Source organism: Nitrosopumilus piranensis (assembly GCF_000875775.1).
GTDB lineage: Archaea > Thermoproteota > Nitrososphaeria > Nitrososphaerales > Nitrosopumilaceae > Nitrosopumilus > Nitrosopumilus piranensis.
Genome location: NZ_CP010868.1, coordinates 348,197 through 365,943 on the forward strand (window position 1 = coordinate 348,197; position 17,747 = coordinate 365,943).

20 protein-coding genes are annotated in these 17,747 nt (G+C 34.1%); 16 read left to right on the forward strand and 4 right to left on the reverse strand.

From position 1 onward, the window contains the following. Positions 1-25: 25 nt before the first annotated feature. Positions 26-814, forward strand: a complete 789-nt coding sequence (locus NPIRD3C_RS01965; RefSeq protein WP_148704090.1) for a metal ABC transporter permease — start codon at positions 26-28, stop codon at positions 812-814. Here NPIRD3C_RS01965 and NPIRD3C_RS01970 read toward each other — a convergent pair. Next, positions 804-3,587, reverse strand: a complete 2,784-nt coding sequence (locus tag NPIRD3C_RS01970; RefSeq protein WP_148702602.1) for a copper resistance CopC/CopD family protein — start codon at positions 3,585-3,587, stop codon at positions 804-806. The genes NPIRD3C_RS01965 and NPIRD3C_RS01970 overlap by 11 nt on opposite strands. 102 nt (positions 3,588-3,689) lie before the next feature. Here NPIRD3C_RS01970 and NPIRD3C_RS01975 point away from each other — a divergent pair, with 102 nt between their 5' ends. Further along, entirely contained in the window at positions 3,690-4,319 is a 630-nt protein-coding gene (locus NPIRD3C_RS01975; RefSeq protein WP_148702603.1) for a hypothetical protein, read from the forward strand. A 13-nt stretch (positions 4,320-4,332) separates the two neighbouring features. Here the strand turns inward: NPIRD3C_RS01975 and NPIRD3C_RS01980 are convergent, their stop codons facing one another. Both NPIRD3C_RS01980 and NPIRD3C_RS01985 read right to left on the reverse strand, forming a co-directional pair. Further along, a complete protein-coding gene (locus NPIRD3C_RS01980) occupies positions 4,333-5,136 on the reverse strand; it encodes a PEFG-CTERM sorting domain-containing protein (RefSeq protein WP_148702604.1) in 804 nt (267 codons plus the stop codon). A gap of 60 nt (positions 5,137-5,196) precedes the next feature. Then, positions 5,197-6,018, reverse strand: a complete 822-nt coding sequence (locus NPIRD3C_RS01985; protein ID WP_148702605.1) for a CFI-box-CTERM domain-containing protein — start codon at positions 6,016-6,018, stop codon at positions 5,197-5,199. Positions 6,019-6,127: 109 nt separating this feature from the next. Here NPIRD3C_RS01985 and NPIRD3C_RS01990 point away from each other — a divergent pair, with 109 nt between their 5' ends. From NPIRD3C_RS01990 to NPIRD3C_RS02040, 11 genes are all read left to right on the forward strand, one after another. After that, the gene (locus NPIRD3C_RS01990; protein ID WP_148702606.1) at positions 6,128-7,837 is read left to right on the forward strand and encodes a peptidase; all 1,710 of its coding nucleotides are present in this window, start codon (positions 6,128-6,130) and stop codon (positions 7,835-7,837) included. Positions 7,838-7,871: 34 nt separating this feature from the next. Continuing rightward, positions 7,872-8,078 carry a hypothetical protein gene (locus NPIRD3C_RS01995; protein WP_148702607.1) on the forward strand — a complete coding sequence of 69 codons (207 nt, stop codon included), beginning with the start codon at positions 7,872-7,874 and terminating at the stop codon, positions 8,076-8,078. Further along, entirely contained in the window at positions 8,035-9,627 is a 1,593-nt protein-coding gene (locus tag NPIRD3C_RS02000; RefSeq protein WP_148702608.1) for a peptidase, read from the forward strand. The genes NPIRD3C_RS01995 and NPIRD3C_RS02000 overlap by 44 nt, the downstream gene beginning before the upstream one ends. 64 nt (positions 9,628-9,691) lie before the next feature. After that, positions 9,692-10,084 (forward strand): hypothetical protein, encoded by a 393-nt coding sequence (locus NPIRD3C_RS02005; protein WP_148702609.1) that lies wholly within the window; start codon positions 9,692-9,694, stop codon positions 10,082-10,084. Further along, complete coding sequence (locus NPIRD3C_RS02010) at positions 10,077-10,577, forward strand: winged helix-turn-helix transcriptional regulator (protein WP_148702610.1); 501 nt, start codon at positions 10,077-10,079, stop codon at positions 10,575-10,577. The genes NPIRD3C_RS02005 and NPIRD3C_RS02010 overlap by 8 nt, the downstream gene beginning before the upstream one ends. After that, positions 10,531-11,799, forward strand: a complete 1,269-nt coding sequence (locus NPIRD3C_RS02015; protein ID WP_237087697.1) for a peptidase — start codon at positions 10,531-10,533, stop codon at positions 11,797-11,799. Before NPIRD3C_RS02010 ends, NPIRD3C_RS02015 begins: the two co-directional genes overlap by 47 nt. A gap of 58 nt (positions 11,800-11,857) precedes the next feature. Continuing rightward, complete coding sequence (locus tag NPIRD3C_RS02020; RefSeq protein WP_148702611.1) at positions 11,858-12,481, forward strand: CHRD domain-containing protein; 624 nt, start codon at positions 11,858-11,860, stop codon at positions 12,479-12,481. A gap of 95 nt (positions 12,482-12,576) precedes the next feature. Further along, positions 12,577-13,335, forward strand: a complete 759-nt coding sequence (locus NPIRD3C_RS02025) for a rhomboid family intramembrane serine protease (RefSeq protein ID WP_148702612.1) — start codon at positions 12,577-12,579, stop codon at positions 13,333-13,335. A gap of 33 nt (positions 13,336-13,368) precedes the next feature. Next, on the forward strand, positions 13,369-13,545 hold the full coding sequence (locus NPIRD3C_RS02030; RefSeq protein ID WP_148702613.1) for a tautomerase family protein: 177 nt from the start codon (positions 13,369-13,371) through the stop codon (positions 13,543-13,545). A 102-nt stretch (positions 13,546-13,647) separates the two neighbouring features. Then, a complete protein-coding gene (locus tag NPIRD3C_RS02035; RefSeq protein WP_148702614.1) occupies positions 13,648-14,502 on the forward strand; it encodes a hypothetical protein in 855 nt (284 codons plus the stop codon). Positions 14,503-14,681: 179 nt separating this feature from the next. Then, entirely contained in the window at positions 14,682-15,488 is an 807-nt protein-coding gene (locus tag NPIRD3C_RS02040; protein WP_148702615.1) for a carbon-nitrogen hydrolase family protein, read from the forward strand. Here the strand turns inward: NPIRD3C_RS02040 and NPIRD3C_RS02045 are convergent. Beyond that, positions 15,472-15,930, reverse strand: coding sequence for a DNA topoisomerase (locus NPIRD3C_RS02045; RefSeq protein ID WP_148702616.1), 459 nt, complete (start codon positions 15,928-15,930; stop codon positions 15,472-15,474). The two genes, NPIRD3C_RS02040 and NPIRD3C_RS02045, sit on opposite strands and share 17 nt — an antisense overlap. Positions 15,931-15,977: 47 nt before the next feature. On the opposite strand from NPIRD3C_RS02045, the gene NPIRD3C_RS02050 reads away from it, so the two are divergent. The 3 genes from NPIRD3C_RS02050 to NPIRD3C_RS10565 all read left to right on the forward strand — a co-directional run bounded on the left by NPIRD3C_RS02050 (position 15,978) and on the right by NPIRD3C_RS10565 (position 17,740). After that, entirely contained in the window at positions 15,978-17,141 is a 1,164-nt protein-coding gene (locus tag NPIRD3C_RS02050; protein WP_148702617.1) for a thiolase domain-containing protein, read from the forward strand. 1 nt (position 17,142) lies between these two features. Next, positions 17,143-17,508, forward strand: a complete 366-nt coding sequence (locus NPIRD3C_RS02055) for a Zn-ribbon domain-containing OB-fold protein (protein WP_148702618.1) — start codon at positions 17,143-17,145, stop codon at positions 17,506-17,508. A 70-nt stretch (positions 17,509-17,578) separates the two neighbouring features. Beyond that, positions 17,579-17,740, forward strand: a complete 162-nt coding sequence (locus NPIRD3C_RS10565) for a hypothetical protein (RefSeq protein WP_182126295.1) — start codon at positions 17,579-17,581, stop codon at positions 17,738-17,740. Positions 17,741-17,747 lie beyond the last annotated feature (7 nt).

A 17,747-nucleotide genomic window follows, 5' to 3' on the forward strand; every position in this document is an offset into this window, starting at 1 on the left:
TTTTGAAATTCTAACTTACAGTTTTATGCATAGAGCACTAATCTCTGGAATTGCCATTGCAATTCTTTGCTCTGTTGTAGGATTGTTTTTGGTTCTTAGACGATACTCTTTGTTTGGCGATGCAATAGCACATTCATCTTTTGGTGGTATTGCTATAGGTCTTTTGGCAGGAGTCTATCCATTATGGACTGCTTATGGTGTATCAATAGTTAGTGCATTAATCATTACAAGAATAAAAGATAGATTCAATATTTCTGGAGATGCCTCAATTGCAGTACTTTTATCCTCAGGCATAGCAGTTGGACTCGTAATTATTGGATTATCCGGCGGATTTACCATTGATATCTTTAGTTTTCTCTTTGGAAGTATTCTTCTAGTCAGCGTTGATGATACAGTTTTGATACTTAGCCTTACTGGCACAATTCTAATTGTGATACTGGTATTGTATAGGCAGATTCTCTATTCTACATTTAATGAGGAGCAAGCTAAAGTTAGTGGCATTCCTGTAGAAAAAATAAACTATCTAATAGTGTTTATGGCTGGAATTACAGTTGTCACCTCAATACAACTTGTTGGTGTCTTGTTAATTTCTGCCTTATTTGTAATTCCTAATGTGTCTGCAATAATGTATGGTAAGGGATTCAAACACACCGCAATTATTTCTATGAGCTTTTCAATTTTTTCAGTTGTAACTGGAATCTTAATTTCTTACGTCTTTGATATTACTCCTGCAGGAACAATTGTTTTAATTTCAATTGGGTTACTTGCAGGAACAATGGGAATAAAATCTGCGGGTATGCTTTCTAAGAACTGATTAAATCATTTAGTCTTCTTTTATCATGAATACTCTTTACATAAAATAGAGATGTTGCAATAATTCCTAATGCAATTAATGGTGATGCAAGTTCTGTATACTTTAACTCAAATTCATTTGATGATTGATCTTGTGGGGCAATAACAGGAATTTCAGTTATCTTTACTGTTCCAATTTTGTTTGCTTGCTGTTCAACAAACCAAACATTATCATCTCCATCTGATGTCATGAATTGTATAAAAGATGTCTCAGAAGGAACAGGAACTTCAATCAAATTATTGTTGTCAGGATCATATGCTCCAATATTATCTATGGTATGCTGTGCAAACCAAATATTTCCATATCTATCAAACGTCATTCCAAATGGTAATGCCTCATCATTAGGCACAGAAATTCTCTCAAATGTCTCAAAGATTAAATTAAATTTTGTAATTGCCAGGCCTGTATGCTCTGCAATCCAGAGATCTCCCTCATCATCAAACAGTAATGCTTCAGGTCCTTGTAGTGGTGGTTCACTTGAAAATTGAGTTATGTGATTGTCTTTTGGATCAATAAACCCAATATTGCCTGCACCTGTTGTAGTAAACCAGATTTTTCCCTCTTCATCAATTTCTAATGCAAATGGTAAATTCTCTTTTCCTGGCAAAATAATTTCTTCAAATTTATTATCTTCAGGTATGTATTTTACAATTCTATCTTTATTGATAATTGTAATCCAAATATTTCCTTCAAAATCTGCTTTTATGAAAAGAGGTGTATTGTCTGAAATAACAGGATCAAATTTTGGAATTGTTTTTGTTGTAATCTCTTTTGTTTGAGGGTCTATGAATCCAATTTGATTTCTGGGCGTATCTGTAAACCAAATATTTCCATCTCTATCTTGAGTTAGAAATGTTGTAGTTTGTCCATCAAATGAATATGGTGTGAACTCTTGTGTTTGAAGCGAAAACTCCCACAAACGCGGAGCAGACGCATCACTTATCCAAAGTGAATTTCGTCCATCATATAATGGGAATAATGGCTTTGCATCTTCTGGTAATTCATATTCTATAACTTCTGTTTGAATATCTTTTAGTTTTGGTTTTACTAGTAAATTCAAAAGCTTGGATTCATTTGCATTCTCAGTTCTTTGTGCTTCAACTTCAACTAACCACTCCCCTGAAAATCCAAATGTTAATTCACCTTGAAACTCTATTGGTTTATTTTCTTCTTGTTTGATTATCTCCATTGGGATTTCAATTGGTGAAATGCTCTTTGATGGATTTGATATTTTGACTTTGAGCTGGTTTGAATCATAAAGTGGATTTCCCTCAAAGTCACTAACCTTGACTAGAATTGTGTTTGAACCACTAGCAAATGGTGAAATATCAATATCAAATTTTGTGTTCTCTGTAAATTCTATAGTTTTAAAACCATAAACAATTTCTTGTGCATCAATTTTTTGTATTTCACCTGCAGGCAGTGTTCCGTTAATCAAGAGTGAAACAACTCCTAAAAGCATTATTCCTAACACTGCATCAACTTTGAGTGATTTTTTTAATTTTTTATGTATTGAAATTTTTCCTGATTGAAGCTCTTTTTCTGCATTCTTTTGTAATTTTAATTGGAAAAATCCTCCAAATCCAATTATTACTGATGCAATGGCAATCTTTAGAATAATTAGTTGACCGTAAATTGATTCAGTAATTAATCCAATGTCGCTTTCTAGGAACCACATCAATGTTGGGCCTGTAATTATAACAACTCCTACAGAAATTATGAATGCAATTGAGAATCGTGGGATCATCACCAAACTCATCTTTTCTCGCTGTGATTCTTTTAATTGTGAGAATGTTGGCAATAAAGTGAAAACAAAATAAATAATTCCACCAATCCAAACTCCTGAAACTAAGTTGTGAATATAATCAAGTATTAATGCTGGCGTATGACCACTAGCTGCTCCGTGACCAATCAAACTTGATGTTGCAATTAATGCAAGCATTGCTCCTAACATTGGAATTTGATTCTTTTTTGATAGAGACCTGCTTCTATCAAGCCAAAACCAAATACCTAGTAAGATTATCGTAATACTCATTCTCATTACCCATGTTATTCCAAAATCCGTTTGAATTGCATCAAGTGGAGAAACCCCGAGTCGTACACTTTGTACTGCAATCATCAAAATGTTTGAGATGAAAATTAATACTAGTCCAATCCCTGTAATTGACATAAACTTTCCATGATGGAACTTTTCTATTTTATCTAGTTCTTCTCTAATCAATTGTTTGTTTTGTGTTCCCCAAATTATCAATGATGCAATTACTGCTCCTAAGACAATTGTTTGACCAACTAGTCCTGGAAATCTTGCACCAGCTTCAGGTAAAAATACTAACTCTGAGGGTTGTTTTACATCTAACAAAGATGGATCAATTACAACATCTCCTACTGCAAACAAGAATGCATCTGGAACAAGATGTCCATCAACTTTAGAGAGAACTTTTGTTGATGCTGTATAAACTCCATCTTCTAATGGAGGTGTTGTAACAATAAGAGATAATTCCCCTTCATAGTAACTAGTATCTTTATTGTCTATTTGATTTCCATTGGTATCAAATACTCTGAGTTCACTAAAGTTAATGTCAATAGGTTCTGAAAAGTATACAATTACTTCTGTGGTACCTGCAGGTGCATTAGATGTTAAACTTGGAATAGTTTCTTCAGTAAATGGATGTGCTGCTGCAAATGGAACTGAAAAAAATGATATTATCAATATGGCAATGAGAAACTTTTGCATTTACTCTTAAGATCATTATTGATAATTTAAACAGTTTTTATGAATTCGATCTTTGTACCAATTCACGTAAAGATAATAACATGTAATTGTGAAATGATCACAATGAAAATCGTAGTTTTTGGTATTATTGGCTTATTATTTTCGATTGGAATGATTGCACCTTCATTTGCACATACAACTGTTCATGTTGAGCAATATGAAATTGAAGCAGGTTGGGGAATTGAACCTCCAGTTGTAGGAATTAGAAATGAATTCATGCTAAAAATTATTGAACGTGGAGAAAAAGAGGGTACTTTTTCAGGAGTTACAAGTGCTTTCAAAAATGTTGATGTAACTGCTATGTTTGGTGGTGCAACAAAGAAAATTGATATTAATTCTGATCCTAGACCAGGATACTACTTTTCACCAGTTATTCCTACTAAAACTGGAACATACATGATAGAACTAAAAGGAGAAATCCGTGGAGTTCCAGTTGATATTAAAATCCCAATTGAGGATGTAGAACCTACTGCAGTCTTAGATTTTCCTCCTTCAAAAGGTGAGGGAGCTGCAGATGTGGCCTCTTTAAAAACCGCAGTTTCATCATTACAACAAGATGTTTCTAAACTAAAGTCTGGTGAAACTGAAGTTGCATCTGATGGTGGAGCAGCTTATGACTTTGCAATATTTGGATTATCAATTGCTGCAGCCGCAATAATCTTGTCAATAATTGCCTTAGTAAAAAGAAAATAAAGAAAGAGGATTCCTAAAATCTTGGAATAACTCTAGATTTTGCAGTAACTGCTACAATGCTTATGATTGCAACAGCTAATACCATCATTGCAATTGTACCAAATTCTGGAACAACTTTAGCAGTTGCAACTACACCTGTTGGTCCAGTCCAATCTGCTTCAGCACCTGGTGCTCCAACTCCTAGAGAAACTATTTCAACATCTATTGGATTGTCATCAGAACCAACTGCATCGATTTGATGAGTTGCTGTAGATTCCATTGCATGTTGTCCTGTTTCTTGTAGGACTATTTCGCCACCTTGTGTTGCAGTAATGTCATAGTTGACGTGTAATTCGCTGAATGTAAGTTCAATTTGAGTTCCACCCATTACTTGTGAATCTGCAATTGATACCATTAATTCACCACTATCACCGCCAGCTCCTTCAGCTTCTGCTATTATCGTACCTTGCATCCAAGGATGTACCATACAGAAGTAAGGATATTCACCTGCTTCAGTTGGACTCCATTCAAATGAACTTCCAGCCATTAATAGACTAGTGTCAAAGACACCATCAGGTCCATCATCTGGAGTTCCAGAAGTGTATGTGTGTGCTGCAGTGTCAGTGTTTGACATTATTACAGTACCTCCAACGGCAACTGTTGCAGTACTTGGAATGTAACATCCGTCTACAGTTTCTTCACAACCTGGTGCACCAGAACCTGCTGCTGGCACGATTGTGACTTCTGGATGATCTGCAAAAGCAGCTGGTGTTGTTGCAACTAATCCAGCTACCATGGCAAATAGTACGAAGAAAGAGCAAATTGCTATAGTCTTCATTAAACAATTTACCTGTCCAGATACATAAAAACCTCACTAGAATTTCCAGAAGTTGAATCTCTAGTTTTTTCTAAACTGGTACAATTTTAGAATTCCAAACAAAGGAATTCCAATATACATTCCAACATTTAGTAGTACTATGGAGATACCATACCCTAACATCTCTTGCTCTGAATCAATATCTGCATAATCTAGCAGTGATAATGATGATAGCATTGGAGTGAGTGTTACCTTCATAATTTCTTTGAATAATGGCTGCTCTCTTTCAAAGTCTGCAACAACTGGTGAAAATGAATAATAGAATTGATTAAAAGTTGTCATAAATGCCATTCCTGAATTTGTTTTTAGAATTGTATTGTCTCTAAGCTCTCTTAGTTGTTGAACTTGTGGTGCAAGTTCTGAACCAAATGTTGCAGTTGCAATAAGACATCCACCATTTTCTCCGTCTGGTTTTTCATCATCAGGTGTTGGAATTGGTTGTGCATTTGCCTCGCCTACTAGAATGTCAAAAGAGACTGTTTCTTTTGGAATTGGTTGAAATAATATTCCTTCAACTTCAAAGTCCATAGAGTATATTCCTTCACCAAGATTGAACTCTATTGGAATTTTTACAGAGCCAACAGATGTATGTGTGAGTGGAATTGGGCCAAATACTGTTTCACCATCTTTTGATACAGCTACAGTATAGTCAATGTGTTCTTGAACTTTTTGAGTTTGAGGATTGATAAAATCTATGTTAATTTTAGTTTGCACACCTGGTTCAATTGTATCGTATGTTAATTTAACATCCAAAGTGTTCTTATCAGTTGGTAATGTCTGAGTTTCAGCAAAAGCTGGAAACATCATTAATGGTACAAGTAATAATACAAAAAGAACTTTCATACTTTATTTCTAAAAATGATAAATAAAAATCGTACTACAAATTCTCAAAAAATATCACGCATAGAAATGCTATGCCAGCTTTAAATATGGAATTAACATAATTTCATCATTGCACAACAAGTTTGCATTATTCATTACGATAATTGGAATTTTCACAATACCTGCATTAATCCCTGATGTCTTTGGACATGGTTTGGGTGGAGATCAAGCAGAACCATTATCATTTGGTGGTATGGAAGTAACTGTTAGAACAGAACTAACCCCGTCAGACATCACAGTAGGTGAAGTAGATTCTGCTAATATGCAAATACGATTCTTTGATACATTAACTGACACTAATCTGGATAAAGTCACATACAGAGTTGAAGTTTGGCAAAGTGGTGAACTTTTAGCTAGGAATATGTTTTATGATTTAGATGGAAGATTGGATGTTGAAATCAAACCAAAACCTGGATGTGAAAAAGATAATCTTTGGCAATGTACCGTTTATGGTGGCTCTGAGCACGTTAGTGCACCTGAAGCATTATTTGTTCATGGAGAAGCCTGTAATGATAATAATTTAGATACTTGTGCCAGACCCACAATTACTGGTCCAATCTTTACAAAAGGTGGATTGTATAATGTTAAAGTAGACATTGAAGGTGCCACAAGTCCTAGAACTGTGGTTGCAGATCGTTTAACTTATGATACTTTCATCAGCGTTGCACAGGAGCAAAACTTTTTCATTCAAACTGCAAATGCTGAAGAAATTCCAGTTATTGTGAAAACGTACTATGATGATGTAGATAATTTCAAGTTTGATAAATCAGACAATTCTATCTCATTTGATATGCCATTTGATTGGAGTCCAGACTATGTTGATTTAGTTCAAGTGGTCCATGAAGAGGTTCGAGTTCCAAAAACATTTTCTCCTTATTCAGAGGGTAAGCAATTCAAAGGATATGTTAATGGTGTAGAAATTGATCAAAGAGCATTACTCAACGATCCTTATTCATACGATGACACCAACATTGTTCACTTTTTAATTACAAATGCTGAATTAAAGAAAATCAATGAAGCATTAGGTCCAAGTAATTATGATAATAAAAAAATGGATTTGAAATTAGTGCCACTAGATGAAATCACAAAGAGTTCCACTGAATTCTATCTTGTCGATACTACAAACTATGAACCAGTTCCAACAACTGTAAACATTTCATGGGATGGAAATTATGGTGCAGGAGATTATGTGCCTTTTGAGATTGCCTTCTTTGATGAAAACAGGGAACTTATCCGTGATATGAGGTATGTTGTATCTTTTATTGATTCAAATGATAAAGTCATAGAGACATTTTTGGGTGATGATCCACAAATGCCTGGAATCATATCTACTGAAGGAATTGACGTTCAAAAAATCTACATACCATCTCAAGGAACTTACAGGATTGATGTTAGAGCATTAGGTACTGGATTAACCTATGATGAAACTTATGCAGGAATTGGTTCAGGAATTATTGAATTAGGTCCAAGTCTGATAAAATCTACATCAGAGGCAAAACAACCTACGGCAATTCCAGCTTGGATTAAGAACAACGCAGAGTGGTGGGCAGCAGGACAAATCGATGATGGATCATTTGTTCAAGGAATTCAATATCTGGTTAAAGAAAATATTCTAAAGATTCCACCAACATCACAGGGACAAGGTACAGGTTCTAATGAAATTCCAGCATGGATTAAGAACAATGCTGGTTGGTGGGCAGAAGGTGCAATTGATGATGACTCTTTCATTCAAGGAATTCAATTCCTAATTAAAGAAGGAATCATAAGAGTTCAATCATAGGTTTTTAAATAAATTCAGTAAAGTGACTAGTGTAATGAAAGACATCAATGATATCATGCCAAAAATTCCCAACATGAAATGGGGTGCGTTGATGAACAAACCACCTACTAATGATAAAGTTGAAGAGATGAACAAAATTTTTCCAAGTAATGGTAAATGGCATACTATCTTTGAAGAAAAAGATTCAGTTACAATTGATGGAAAAGAAATACGAAAAAAAGATCCAACCAAGTGGACGTAACTTGAAAAATCTATTCCTATTACTTTTACTCCCACTGTTGTTTGTGTTTAGTTTTGATAGTGCTTTTGGTCATGGAGTTGGTAGTGAAACATTCCCACCTGTAGATCTTAATGAAAGACAAGTTACACTGGAAGTCTCTTCATCACAAAGTGATCCTACAAAAAGTGATGATCAACAAATATCAATTTCCCTTATTGACTTTGAGTCTAAAATTACATTACGTGATGTCACTTTTCAAATAAAATCTGAAAAAGGAGATCAATTTCTTTTTGAACAAGAATTCAAAGCTGATAATGGATTTTTAGTATTTAATTTTGTTTCAGATGATACAGATTCAATAATTTTGGAAGAAGAAACTGGAAATAATCTTTTTGGCTCATTACTAGGCTTGGATAGCAGACTAATTCATGTAAAGGGGCCTAAACTTAGTGAAGGAGGATTATACAAATTTGATATTAGTATACCTGCTGCTGAAGGATATTCAAATACACTTGATGAACCGCTAGTATTCAATGCAGGAATATCAATTGCTCAGACATCTAAACATGATTTTGTTGATCCAAATTTTGGTAAACAAAATATTCATGTAGTTACTTACTATGACGAAATTTCTGATTTTGAATATGATCCTGATTTAAAAGAAATTAAATTTTCTATGCCTTTTGAATGGAGTTATTCAAACATAAATCAAACATCTGTAGTGCATGAAGAATTAATTATTCCAAAAACATTTGGTGACTTGCTTGTATCTGGTTTTACCATGTATGTTAATGGTGTAAAACTTTCTGAAGATGTGGCAACAATAGATGACTTTTTTTCTGATGGACGTATAGTTCATTTTATTATTTATCAAAAGGAGTTACTCAAGGTTCTTGAAAATGGTTCAAATGATAATGGAATGAATTTTGTGATTAAACCAGACAGAAATTATACACATCTGAGTTCAGTTACTGAAAATGGACAATTTAGAATTCTTGTATCTTGGGAACCAGAAAATCTGAAATCTAATTCCAACGCAAAAATAATCTTTGATGTAACTGATGTATTCTTAAAAAATAAACCTGTGTCAACGAATTATGAATTTTCTGTCACACAAAATAACAGAATAATTTTTGAACAAAATGGAATTAGTACAGATTCAAGAGAAGAACACAATATAGCAGAATTTATGATTCCACAAGATGTAACAGGAATTATAAATCTAAATTTTAAAAATTTAGATAATAATGATCTTGCTAGAACAACTATTCCGATTATTATTGATAGGGTAACCAATCAAAAAGAAATCACAATTCCTGATTGGATTAGAAACAATGCATTATGGTGGTCAGAAGAGCAAATTGATGATAACACGTTTGTTCAAGGAATTGAATATCTGATCAAAAATCAAATCCTTGTTATACCTTCAACTCAAGAAACTTCCAAATCTCAAGAGATTCCATCATGGATAAGAAACAATGCTGCGTGGTGGGCAACAGGACAAATTGATGATAATACGTTTGTACAGGGGTTAGAATTCTTAATTCAAAGAGGAATCATTAGTGTTTGATCGATACTAATTCGAGGGATGAACCAGTCGCTTTAAATGAATAATTAAGAAAATTACATTTACCTTGTTTAGACCTGAACGAATAGTTGAAAGAAAGTCTACACTATTTTCTATTGTAGTTACTGGTATTGTTGCAATTCTTGCTTTGCCAATTATAGTTCCTCATCTCTTTCATGGTTACCATTTAGCACACATCTTTTTGCATGTTGGAGGAATTTCTTTGGCTGTATTCATTACAGTTCTTGCAGTATTTGCTTATCATAAATTAAAAACAAAACGACTTTTACTTAGTGCAATAGCATTTGCAAATTTTATTGGGGCAGAAATTATTCTACTAGTTGATGCAACATGGCCTACTGTTTATGATTTTGATATAATGTCTATTGCAGAGATAGGACATTTATTGACCTTTGTCACATTAGGACTGTTAGCTTTAGGAGTGTTTAGAAATGACTGAAAGAGATTCACAAATTCAAAAAATCATTGAAAAGAATCCTGGAATTCAATTTCGTGAAATAATGCGTTTTTCTGGATTAAAAAATGGTGTATTAAGTCACTATTTAGATAAATTAGAAAGAAATGGAATTATCAAAGCTAATCGTGGACCACGTCAAGTTAGATTTTACTCTCCACAAATCACAGAAGATGAATCAATTGTTATCAAAGCACTAAGAAAACAAACCCCGCGTGATCTTTTACTTGCACTAATCAAAGAAGATGGATTAGAATTCTCTCAATTAGTTAAAGAAGTTAAAAAATCATCCTCAACTGTCTCATTATATCTATCTCAACTAGTTGATGATGGACTGGTAGAAATAAAATTTGTTCAACTCAAAAAAAGATATCATATTAAAGTCAGAGATCTTGTAAATAAATTAATTGAAGATTATAGACCAAGCTTACTTGAAAAACCAACATCTGGATTCGAAGACATCATCAACTCTTTCTAGAGTGTTTCAGGCACGAATTCTCATATTCGGATTATTACTTGTTACAATATTTGGTTCACAACTAGCATTTGCGGATGTATTTGTCCCGCTTCATGAATATCTGGGATATTTTGATTCAAATGGAGTATATACTGTTGTAGGAAATGTCAAAAATGAAAATAATTTTGCAGTAATTCCCACCATTACTGTATCAGTAATTGATGACTCAAAAACAATTTCAAAAACAATTGAACATGTCCCAATAGCTTCTGTAAAAGAAATTCCATTTAAGATAAAATTTCCTGAAATAAAATCAAATATCCCTGTTCTAATTAATCCTGAATTAACATTTGAAAAAACAATTACTAATGAAGTTCCAATTCAAATAATTTATGATAAAACCCTAGTCAAGCATGATGACGGTCATATTTCAGGAAGAATTCAAAATACTGGAAATGAAACAGTATACTTTCCAAAAATTTTTGCAGTTGTTCATGGTTATGAAAATGTTCTAGATATTACTCAAAATGTAGAATATATTGAAAAAATTGAACCCGGAGAAATTCTAGATTTTACAATGTATCCTGATCCTTCAATAACTGAAGACGTGTTTTACTATAGTTGTTTTGCACCAGTTGATACTACTGTAATTCCTGTAACTGCAAAGAAAAATGGTGGTGATTTTGATTTTAGATATGATTCAGGCGCATGGTATTCAGCTGCAAAGTTTGATGAATCTGGTACAACAATGACTATGAGAGGTTACAACAGTTATCCATTAGAGACATATGCAAACTTTGAGTTTGCTCCAATCTCTGGAAATGAAAAATTTTCTGTTACCATTAATGATAAACCTATAGAGTTTATCCAAAGCATTGATGAGATGGGATTTTGGCACGTTGCATTTACAGTTGGACCTCAATCTCAAGGTATTTTGAAAATTTCAGGCTTTGAGAAAGGATTACCACCTGAATTACCCACAATTCCTGTATGGATAAAACAAAATGCAGACTGGTGGTCAACTAAACAAATTACAGATTCAGAATTTCTTGAAGGGATTGATTTTCTTTTTGAAAAACAAATTTTGTCTGTTCCAACACGTGATGTAATTTCTGAATCACAATGGAGAATTCCTTCATGGGTACAAACTCCTGCAAGTTGGTGGTATGAGGAAAAAATTTCAGATGAACAATTCTTGAATATAATTGAGAATTTAGTTAAACGAGAAATCATTTTGGTATAACTGGTATATTCGATAAATGAGCCAGATTTGTTTAATAGAAAAATACAATATTTTTTTTATGAAACAAAGTAACACTGTCTTTGGACTATCTATTGGAGCAATTTTTGCAATTAGTGTAATTACAATATCTGTAATGCCAACAGCTATGGCAAAATCAGATGCAACTGGTCAACCAGATTTGATTGCAATTTTAACTGCCATTGATGGTTCTAGTAGTGATCCAAAAGGAAAAGCAATGTTTTGGTTTGATGATGATTCAAATCCTACATCTATTAGATATCAAATTGTTCTAAACAAAATTGATGTCAGTGGTAATGATGGTAAGGGACTAACTGAATCATTAGAAAAAGTCCATGTTCATTATGCTCCAGAAGGAGTACATAATGCAATGCATCTTTACAACGTTTTAGGTCCTGCAGATGACATTAATGATGGAAAAACTGCTGGGAATACTCTCTCAGGAGTATGGGATGAGGCTGATGTTTGGCCAAACTGGGATGAGCATGGAATGCCGATGCACCATTCATCAAAACCATTAACTGCAGTAAATCCTAATGGAAACACAATTCTTAAAAATTTGTGTACTGGAAACACTGATGTAAATGTCCATCTTCATGGTGATGTTCCATACATTAGAGGAATTATTGAAACAAACTCTGATGCATGCACAAATCTTGGATAATAAATCCATTTTTTCTTTTATTTCTGAGAATTCAATAATGACTGTTCAAAATTGAAAAATCTTATTATAGAAATTTTATTCAAGCTAAACGACTAATGCTACCATTAAGAGATGAAAATCCACATCCGCCAGGATTCAAACCAAAAATTACAATTGGATTGATTATTCTTAATGTTGCAGTATTCATATATGAAATAGCTTTTACTGGCCAATTTTGGGAGTTTTCTAACTCTAGAGCTGCTTTGATGTTCTTTGAGTGGGGTGCAGTTCCTAGCTGTGTTACTGGTTTTTCATCAATGATTCAACCAGGAATTTCATGTCCTGATACTCCATACTTTTCATTATTTAGTTCAATGTTCATGCATGGTGGTCTGATGCACTTGGGTGGTAACATGTTATTCTTGTGGATATTTGGTGACAACATTGAACTAAAGTTTGGCAAAGCAAAATTCCTCTTAATCTATCTTGCATGGGGAGTTGGTGCAGGTCTAGCTCACATTGTAATTGATCCTACAAGTTCTATTCCTGCAGTTGGTGCATCAGGAGCCATATCTGGTATACTTGGTGCATACTTGGCAATGTTCCCTAGAGTTAGAATTACTACTTTTCTTATGTTGGGATTTTTCTGGAGAATGATGCACATTCAAGCAAAATGGTTCTTGCCATTTTGGTTAGTCTTTCAGAATCTCTTACCATTTTTCATAGGTGGTTTTGGTGTTGCAGGTGGTGGTGTTGCATATATGGCACACATTGGAGGATTTGCAATTGGATTTGCAACTGGATATCTCTACAAAAAAACACACAGCTCTGAGTATACTTATGGTACAAGATACGGATACAGACCAGATTATTGAAAGCATAAATTCCAGAATCTAGTTTAAGTCTTCATGCCGTTGATTACAGTATCAATGTATCCTGGACGTTCTCAGGAACAAAAAGATGAGTACGCAAAAGCAATCACAAAATCAGCTGTAGAGATTCTAAAAACAAAAGAGAATCATGTTATTGTTGTTTTTGAAGACAATCCCAAAGAAAATTGGTTTTTGGCAGGAAAGCAATTGTAACTGGTACATTTCTAAAATGAACCAGTACATTTGTCAGATGAACCAATTCCTTTTTCACATTTTTTGAATTTTTGAAATATAATGACAAGAAGAAACATCTTAATGGTTCTGCCCATCATGTTTGGCATTTTGTTAATTCCAAGTATTGGAATGTCTTTTGCATCTCATGGTGATGATGAATCAAGCAGTGGTGGTGGTTGTGACGGTGATTGTACTCATCCAACATTAGGGAAAGATAGTTCTGGTATAGTTTTTGTTGAAGGTGGTTTTACAATCAATGGAAAAACATATGATGTAGAAAACTTTGAACAAACTATTCCTACACAGATAATAAAAACTGGTGAACCTGTAGAAATATCTCTTAAAATATTTGATAACAGTGGACCACAATATCTTAAACATGTAGAATTAGTACTTGGGAATGAACACGTTTTTGATTCATATGTATGGAGACAAATGCCTATTGCTGACATTGCATGGTCCCAAACATTTGATGGAATTGAGTCAGTTGAAATAACAAATACTGAAAATCTAATTACTGATGTCAGTGTTGAGGCTAAAATAGATGGAGCGTTTAACGTTCTAAAATTCCAATTTACTCCTACAACAACATTTGATACAAGTCATATCATGGTAAAAATGTGGGATCAAAATAGAAGTTATTGGTTAAATAATTTCTATGATGCCTTGGAAATTAGTACAAATCCATTTGTTGGAGATTATGCTAAAGAAGAAATTCTTTCAACAGAGTCTGAAATTCATCAAATAACATCTGAAGAATTAGATGAAGAATCAGTTCATGAAGATGAACATAAATCTCATGACGACCACACAGAAGATCTACATTGTAGTGATGGCTATACAGCTATTTTAGATAATAGATTTGGAAGTGCTTATTGTACTCTTGATAACTTTGCAATTGCATTGATTGAATCTGGACTAGCAACTACCATCTAATTTTTTCTTTTTTTTAAATTAAAAAAGACTGGAATGACTCCTGTCCAGTCACAGGTATGACATACACACTATGGTCGGTTTAATTTCTATTAAAACAACTTTGGATAATAACAAAATGGTACATTTTGCGATTGTACCAACCGTTTATCCTTTTATTGTCATATTACTAATGATTCTCAATGAAAGTTGCAGTTGTACAATTCAAAGCATCAACTAACAAAGAAACCAATCTAAAAAAAATTATCTCCTACATCAAAAAGGCAGCTTCAAAAAATGCAACTCTTTGTGCGTTTCCAGAATTTATGATGTTTTACACAAATTCTACTCAAACACCAAAGCAACTTGCTAGTTTAGCTGAAACCATTAATGGAAACTTTGTAAAAACTATTGCAAAGGCTGCAAAAGAAAACCAAATCCAAGTTGTTGGTTCGTTTTATGAAAAGAGCAGAAAAAAAGACAAAGTCTACGACACTTCGTTTGTAATTGATAAATCTTGCAAGGTGATCTCTATTTATCGAAAGATTCACCTCTATGATGCATTAGGTTTTAGAGAATCAGACAAGATGGCATCAGGCTCAAAGATTGCAAAGCCTGTAAAGACTACATTGGGAAAAGTTGGAATGATGATATGCTATGACTTACGTTTTCCAGAAATGTCACGTTCACTTGCAGCAGCTGGCTCTGAGATATTGATTGCCCCATCAGCTTGGGTCAAAGGTAATATGAAAGAAGAACATTGGATTACAATTAACAAAACACGTGCAATTGAAAATGGATGCTATGTTATTGCACCTGATCAAGTTGGCAATATCTATTGTGGAAGAAGTCTGGTTGTAGATCCATATGGAAAAGTTTTGCTTGACATGAAAAAGAAACAAGGAATAGGTTATGTCAATATAGATCTCAAAAAGGTAAAACAAACACGCAAAGTACTACCGTTATTAAAAAACAGAAGAACAGATGTTTATCCTACTTTGAAGGCCTGACTCTACTTTTACAATTAAAATTTGAACATTGTTTTGTCCACTTTTGTTTTCTAGAGTAACGAAAAATTATCATTGGCCATTTGCATACATCACAAGGACTCTTTATTGCTCTAAGCTTTGCCTTTTGTAGTAAGGGTGATGATGCTTTACATCCTCCATAAAAGTTAGAACAACCCATGAAGCGCTTTCTTGTTGTTCTAGAACGAATTACCATTAATTCCCCAAGTTTGCATTGAGGACATGGAACTAGTCCGTTTTTTGGAGAATTTGTTCCAAGAATCATGTATTTCTTGTCTTTTGAGGACCAAGAAAGATACCCGTTACTATCTAGATATTGAATTATTTCTTTTTTGAAGATGCTAGTTTTTGACTTTGTAGTTTTGACTGAATGTCTAATAACAGTCTTTTTGATCTGAATTGTCTGAAGTTTCTTTGGTGGCATGTTTTATGATTAATTTACTAAAACGATTTTTATAGGGACTTGGGTCAGTGACATTTGTGGAAAAGGTTTGTGTTCTTGGCGCAGGCAGCACTAAATATGGAAAATTAGCCGATAGTATTGCAGATATCACTACTCAGGCATCAGTTTCAGCCATAGAGAGTGCAGGAATTTCACCTAAAGATATCAAAGCATCCTATATCTCAAATGTATTTGGCGTTGCAGACAAGCAGGTACACATTGGCCCTGTCTTGATGAGTAGATTAGGAATACCAGATAAGCCATCATTAACAATAGAGTCTGCCTGTGGCAGTGGCTCTGTATCATTTAGAGAAGCCTATGCAAATGTTGCAGCAGGATTCTATGATTGTCTTTTAGTTACTGGTGTTGAAAAAGTAACACATACAGGAACTGAATGGACTACAACTTACTTTGCATATTGTTCAGACTTTTTCTATGAAGGCCAAGCTGGTGCATCATTTCCAGGATTGTTTGCATCAATGGCAAGAGCTTACATGACAGAGTTCAATACAACTGAAGAAGACTTTGCAAGAGTTGCAGTAAAGAATCATGATAATGGTGTGTTAAATCCAAAAGCTCACATGCAGAAAAAAATTACCATTGAAGATGTAATGAACTCTGCAGTAGTTGCAAGTCCCCTAAAACTTTATGATTGCTGTCCATTCTCTGATGGCGCAAGTTCTGTAATTTTATGTTCTGAAAAGTTTGCAAAAGAACACGGCGGTGATTATATTGAAGTAATTGGTTCAGGCCGTGGTGGTTCACCAGCTGCATTACAAGGACGTGAACACATGACAACAATTCCTAGTACAAAACTTGCAGCAGCTGATGCATACAAGATGGCAGGCATTACTGCAAAAGATGTAGACTTTGCAGAAGTACATGATTGCTTTACAATTGCAGAAGTTGTTGATACTGAAGACTTGGGTTTCTTTGAAAAAGGACAAGGTGTTCAAGCAGTTCGTGAAGGTAGAACCTCACTAAATTCTGATATTTCTATTAATCCATCAGGTGGTCTTAAATCAAAAGGACATCCAATTGGTGCTACTGGTGTTGGACAAGTAGTTGAAGTATATGATCAATTAACTGGAAGAGCTGGTGCAAGAACCGTTAAAGATGCAAAGATTGGATTAACTCATAACTTTGGTGCAACTGGTGCAAGTTGTGCTGTTCATGTATTCCAGAGTGTGTAAAATGTCAGTTGAAGAACAAGTAATTGAAAATGCAAAAAATGGCAAACTTTTAACTCACAAATGTACTGATTGTGGATTCCTTCATCTATCTACTGCATATTTTTGTCTAAAATGTGGAAGTAAGGGCTTTGAGGATGTGCTCTTGGAGGGTACAGGCCAGGTTGCAACTTATACCATAATTACCGTGGCTCCTGCAGGCTTTGAGAAATATACCCCATATGCCTTTGTTGTGCTTAAATTAGACAATTCAGATTTGAGGATTTCAGGATTTATGGCAGGAATTGCCAACCCTGCTGATCTGCCCGTTGGAACCAGAGCAAGAATCACTGGTTTTGATGAAAGAGGAATTATCATCGAAAAGCAGTAAAAATATTTGTTTGAATTATTAAAAAAAATCAAAATCGATTCTTAATTATTTTGCATCACTGATCGTTATCATGTCAGTAGAAGTTACATGTGGAAAATGTGGTGAAAAGATCACAAACATGAAGATGTTAAAATCTCTAAAAGATGTAATGAATCCTTATAGTGGAAAATGTCCGTCATGTGGACAAAAACTCTCTACATCCGAGTTTTCATTAGATGTTCAAGAAAAATGATCTAATC

Bases quoted from the DNA above. Each gene is read 5' to 3' on its own strand.
- NPIRD3C_RS01965 (WP_148704090.1), top strand. From the start codon at position 26: ATGCATAGAGCACTAATCTCTGGAATTGCCATTGCAATTCTTTGCTCT.
- NPIRD3C_RS01970 (WP_148702602.1), bottom strand. From the start codon at position 3,587: ATGCAAAAGTTTCTCATTGCCATATTGATAATATCATTTTTTTCAGTT.
- NPIRD3C_RS01975 (WP_148702603.1), top strand. From the start codon at position 3,690: ATGAAAATCGTAGTTTTTGGTATTATTGGCTTATTATTTTCGATTGGA.
- NPIRD3C_RS01980 (WP_148702604.1), bottom strand. From the start codon at position 5,136: ATGAAGACTATAGCAATTTGCTCTTTCTTCGTACTATTTGCCATGGTA.
- NPIRD3C_RS01985 (WP_148702605.1), bottom strand. From the start codon at position 6,018: ATGAAAGTTCTTTTTGTATTATTACTTGTACCATTAATGATGTTTCCA.
- NPIRD3C_RS01995 (WP_148702607.1), top strand. From the start codon at position 7,872: ATGAAAGACATCAATGATATCATGCCAAAAATTCCCAACATGAAATGG.
- NPIRD3C_RS02000 (WP_148702608.1), top strand. From the start codon at position 8,035: ATGGAAAAGAAATACGAAAAAAAGATCCAACCAAGTGGACGTAACTTG.
- NPIRD3C_RS02010 (WP_148702610.1), top strand. From the start codon at position 10,077: ATGACTGAAAGAGATTCACAAATTCAAAAAATCATTGAAAAGAATCCT.
- NPIRD3C_RS02020 (WP_148702611.1), top strand. From the start codon at position 11,858: ATGAAACAAAGTAACACTGTCTTTGGACTATCTATTGGAGCAATTTTT.
- NPIRD3C_RS02025 (WP_148702612.1), top strand. From the start codon at position 12,577: ATGCTACCATTAAGAGATGAAAATCCACATCCGCCAGGATTCAAACCA.
- NPIRD3C_RS02030 (WP_148702613.1), top strand. From the start codon at position 13,369: ATGCCGTTGATTACAGTATCAATGTATCCTGGACGTTCTCAGGAACAA.
- NPIRD3C_RS02035 (WP_148702614.1), top strand. From the start codon at position 13,648: ATGGTTCTGCCCATCATGTTTGGCATTTTGTTAATTCCAAGTATTGGA.
- NPIRD3C_RS02040 (WP_148702615.1), top strand. From the start codon at position 14,682: ATGAAAGTTGCAGTTGTACAATTCAAAGCATCAACTAACAAAGAAACC.
- NPIRD3C_RS02045 (WP_148702616.1), bottom strand. From the start codon at position 15,930: ATGCCACCAAAGAAACTTCAGACAATTCAGATCAAAAAGACTGTTATT.
- NPIRD3C_RS02055 (WP_148702618.1), top strand. From the start codon at position 17,143: ATGTCAGTTGAAGAACAAGTAATTGAAAATGCAAAAAATGGCAAACTT.
- NPIRD3C_RS10565 (WP_182126295.1), top strand. From the start codon at position 17,579: ATGTCAGTAGAAGTTACATGTGGAAAATGTGGTGAAAAGATCACAAAC.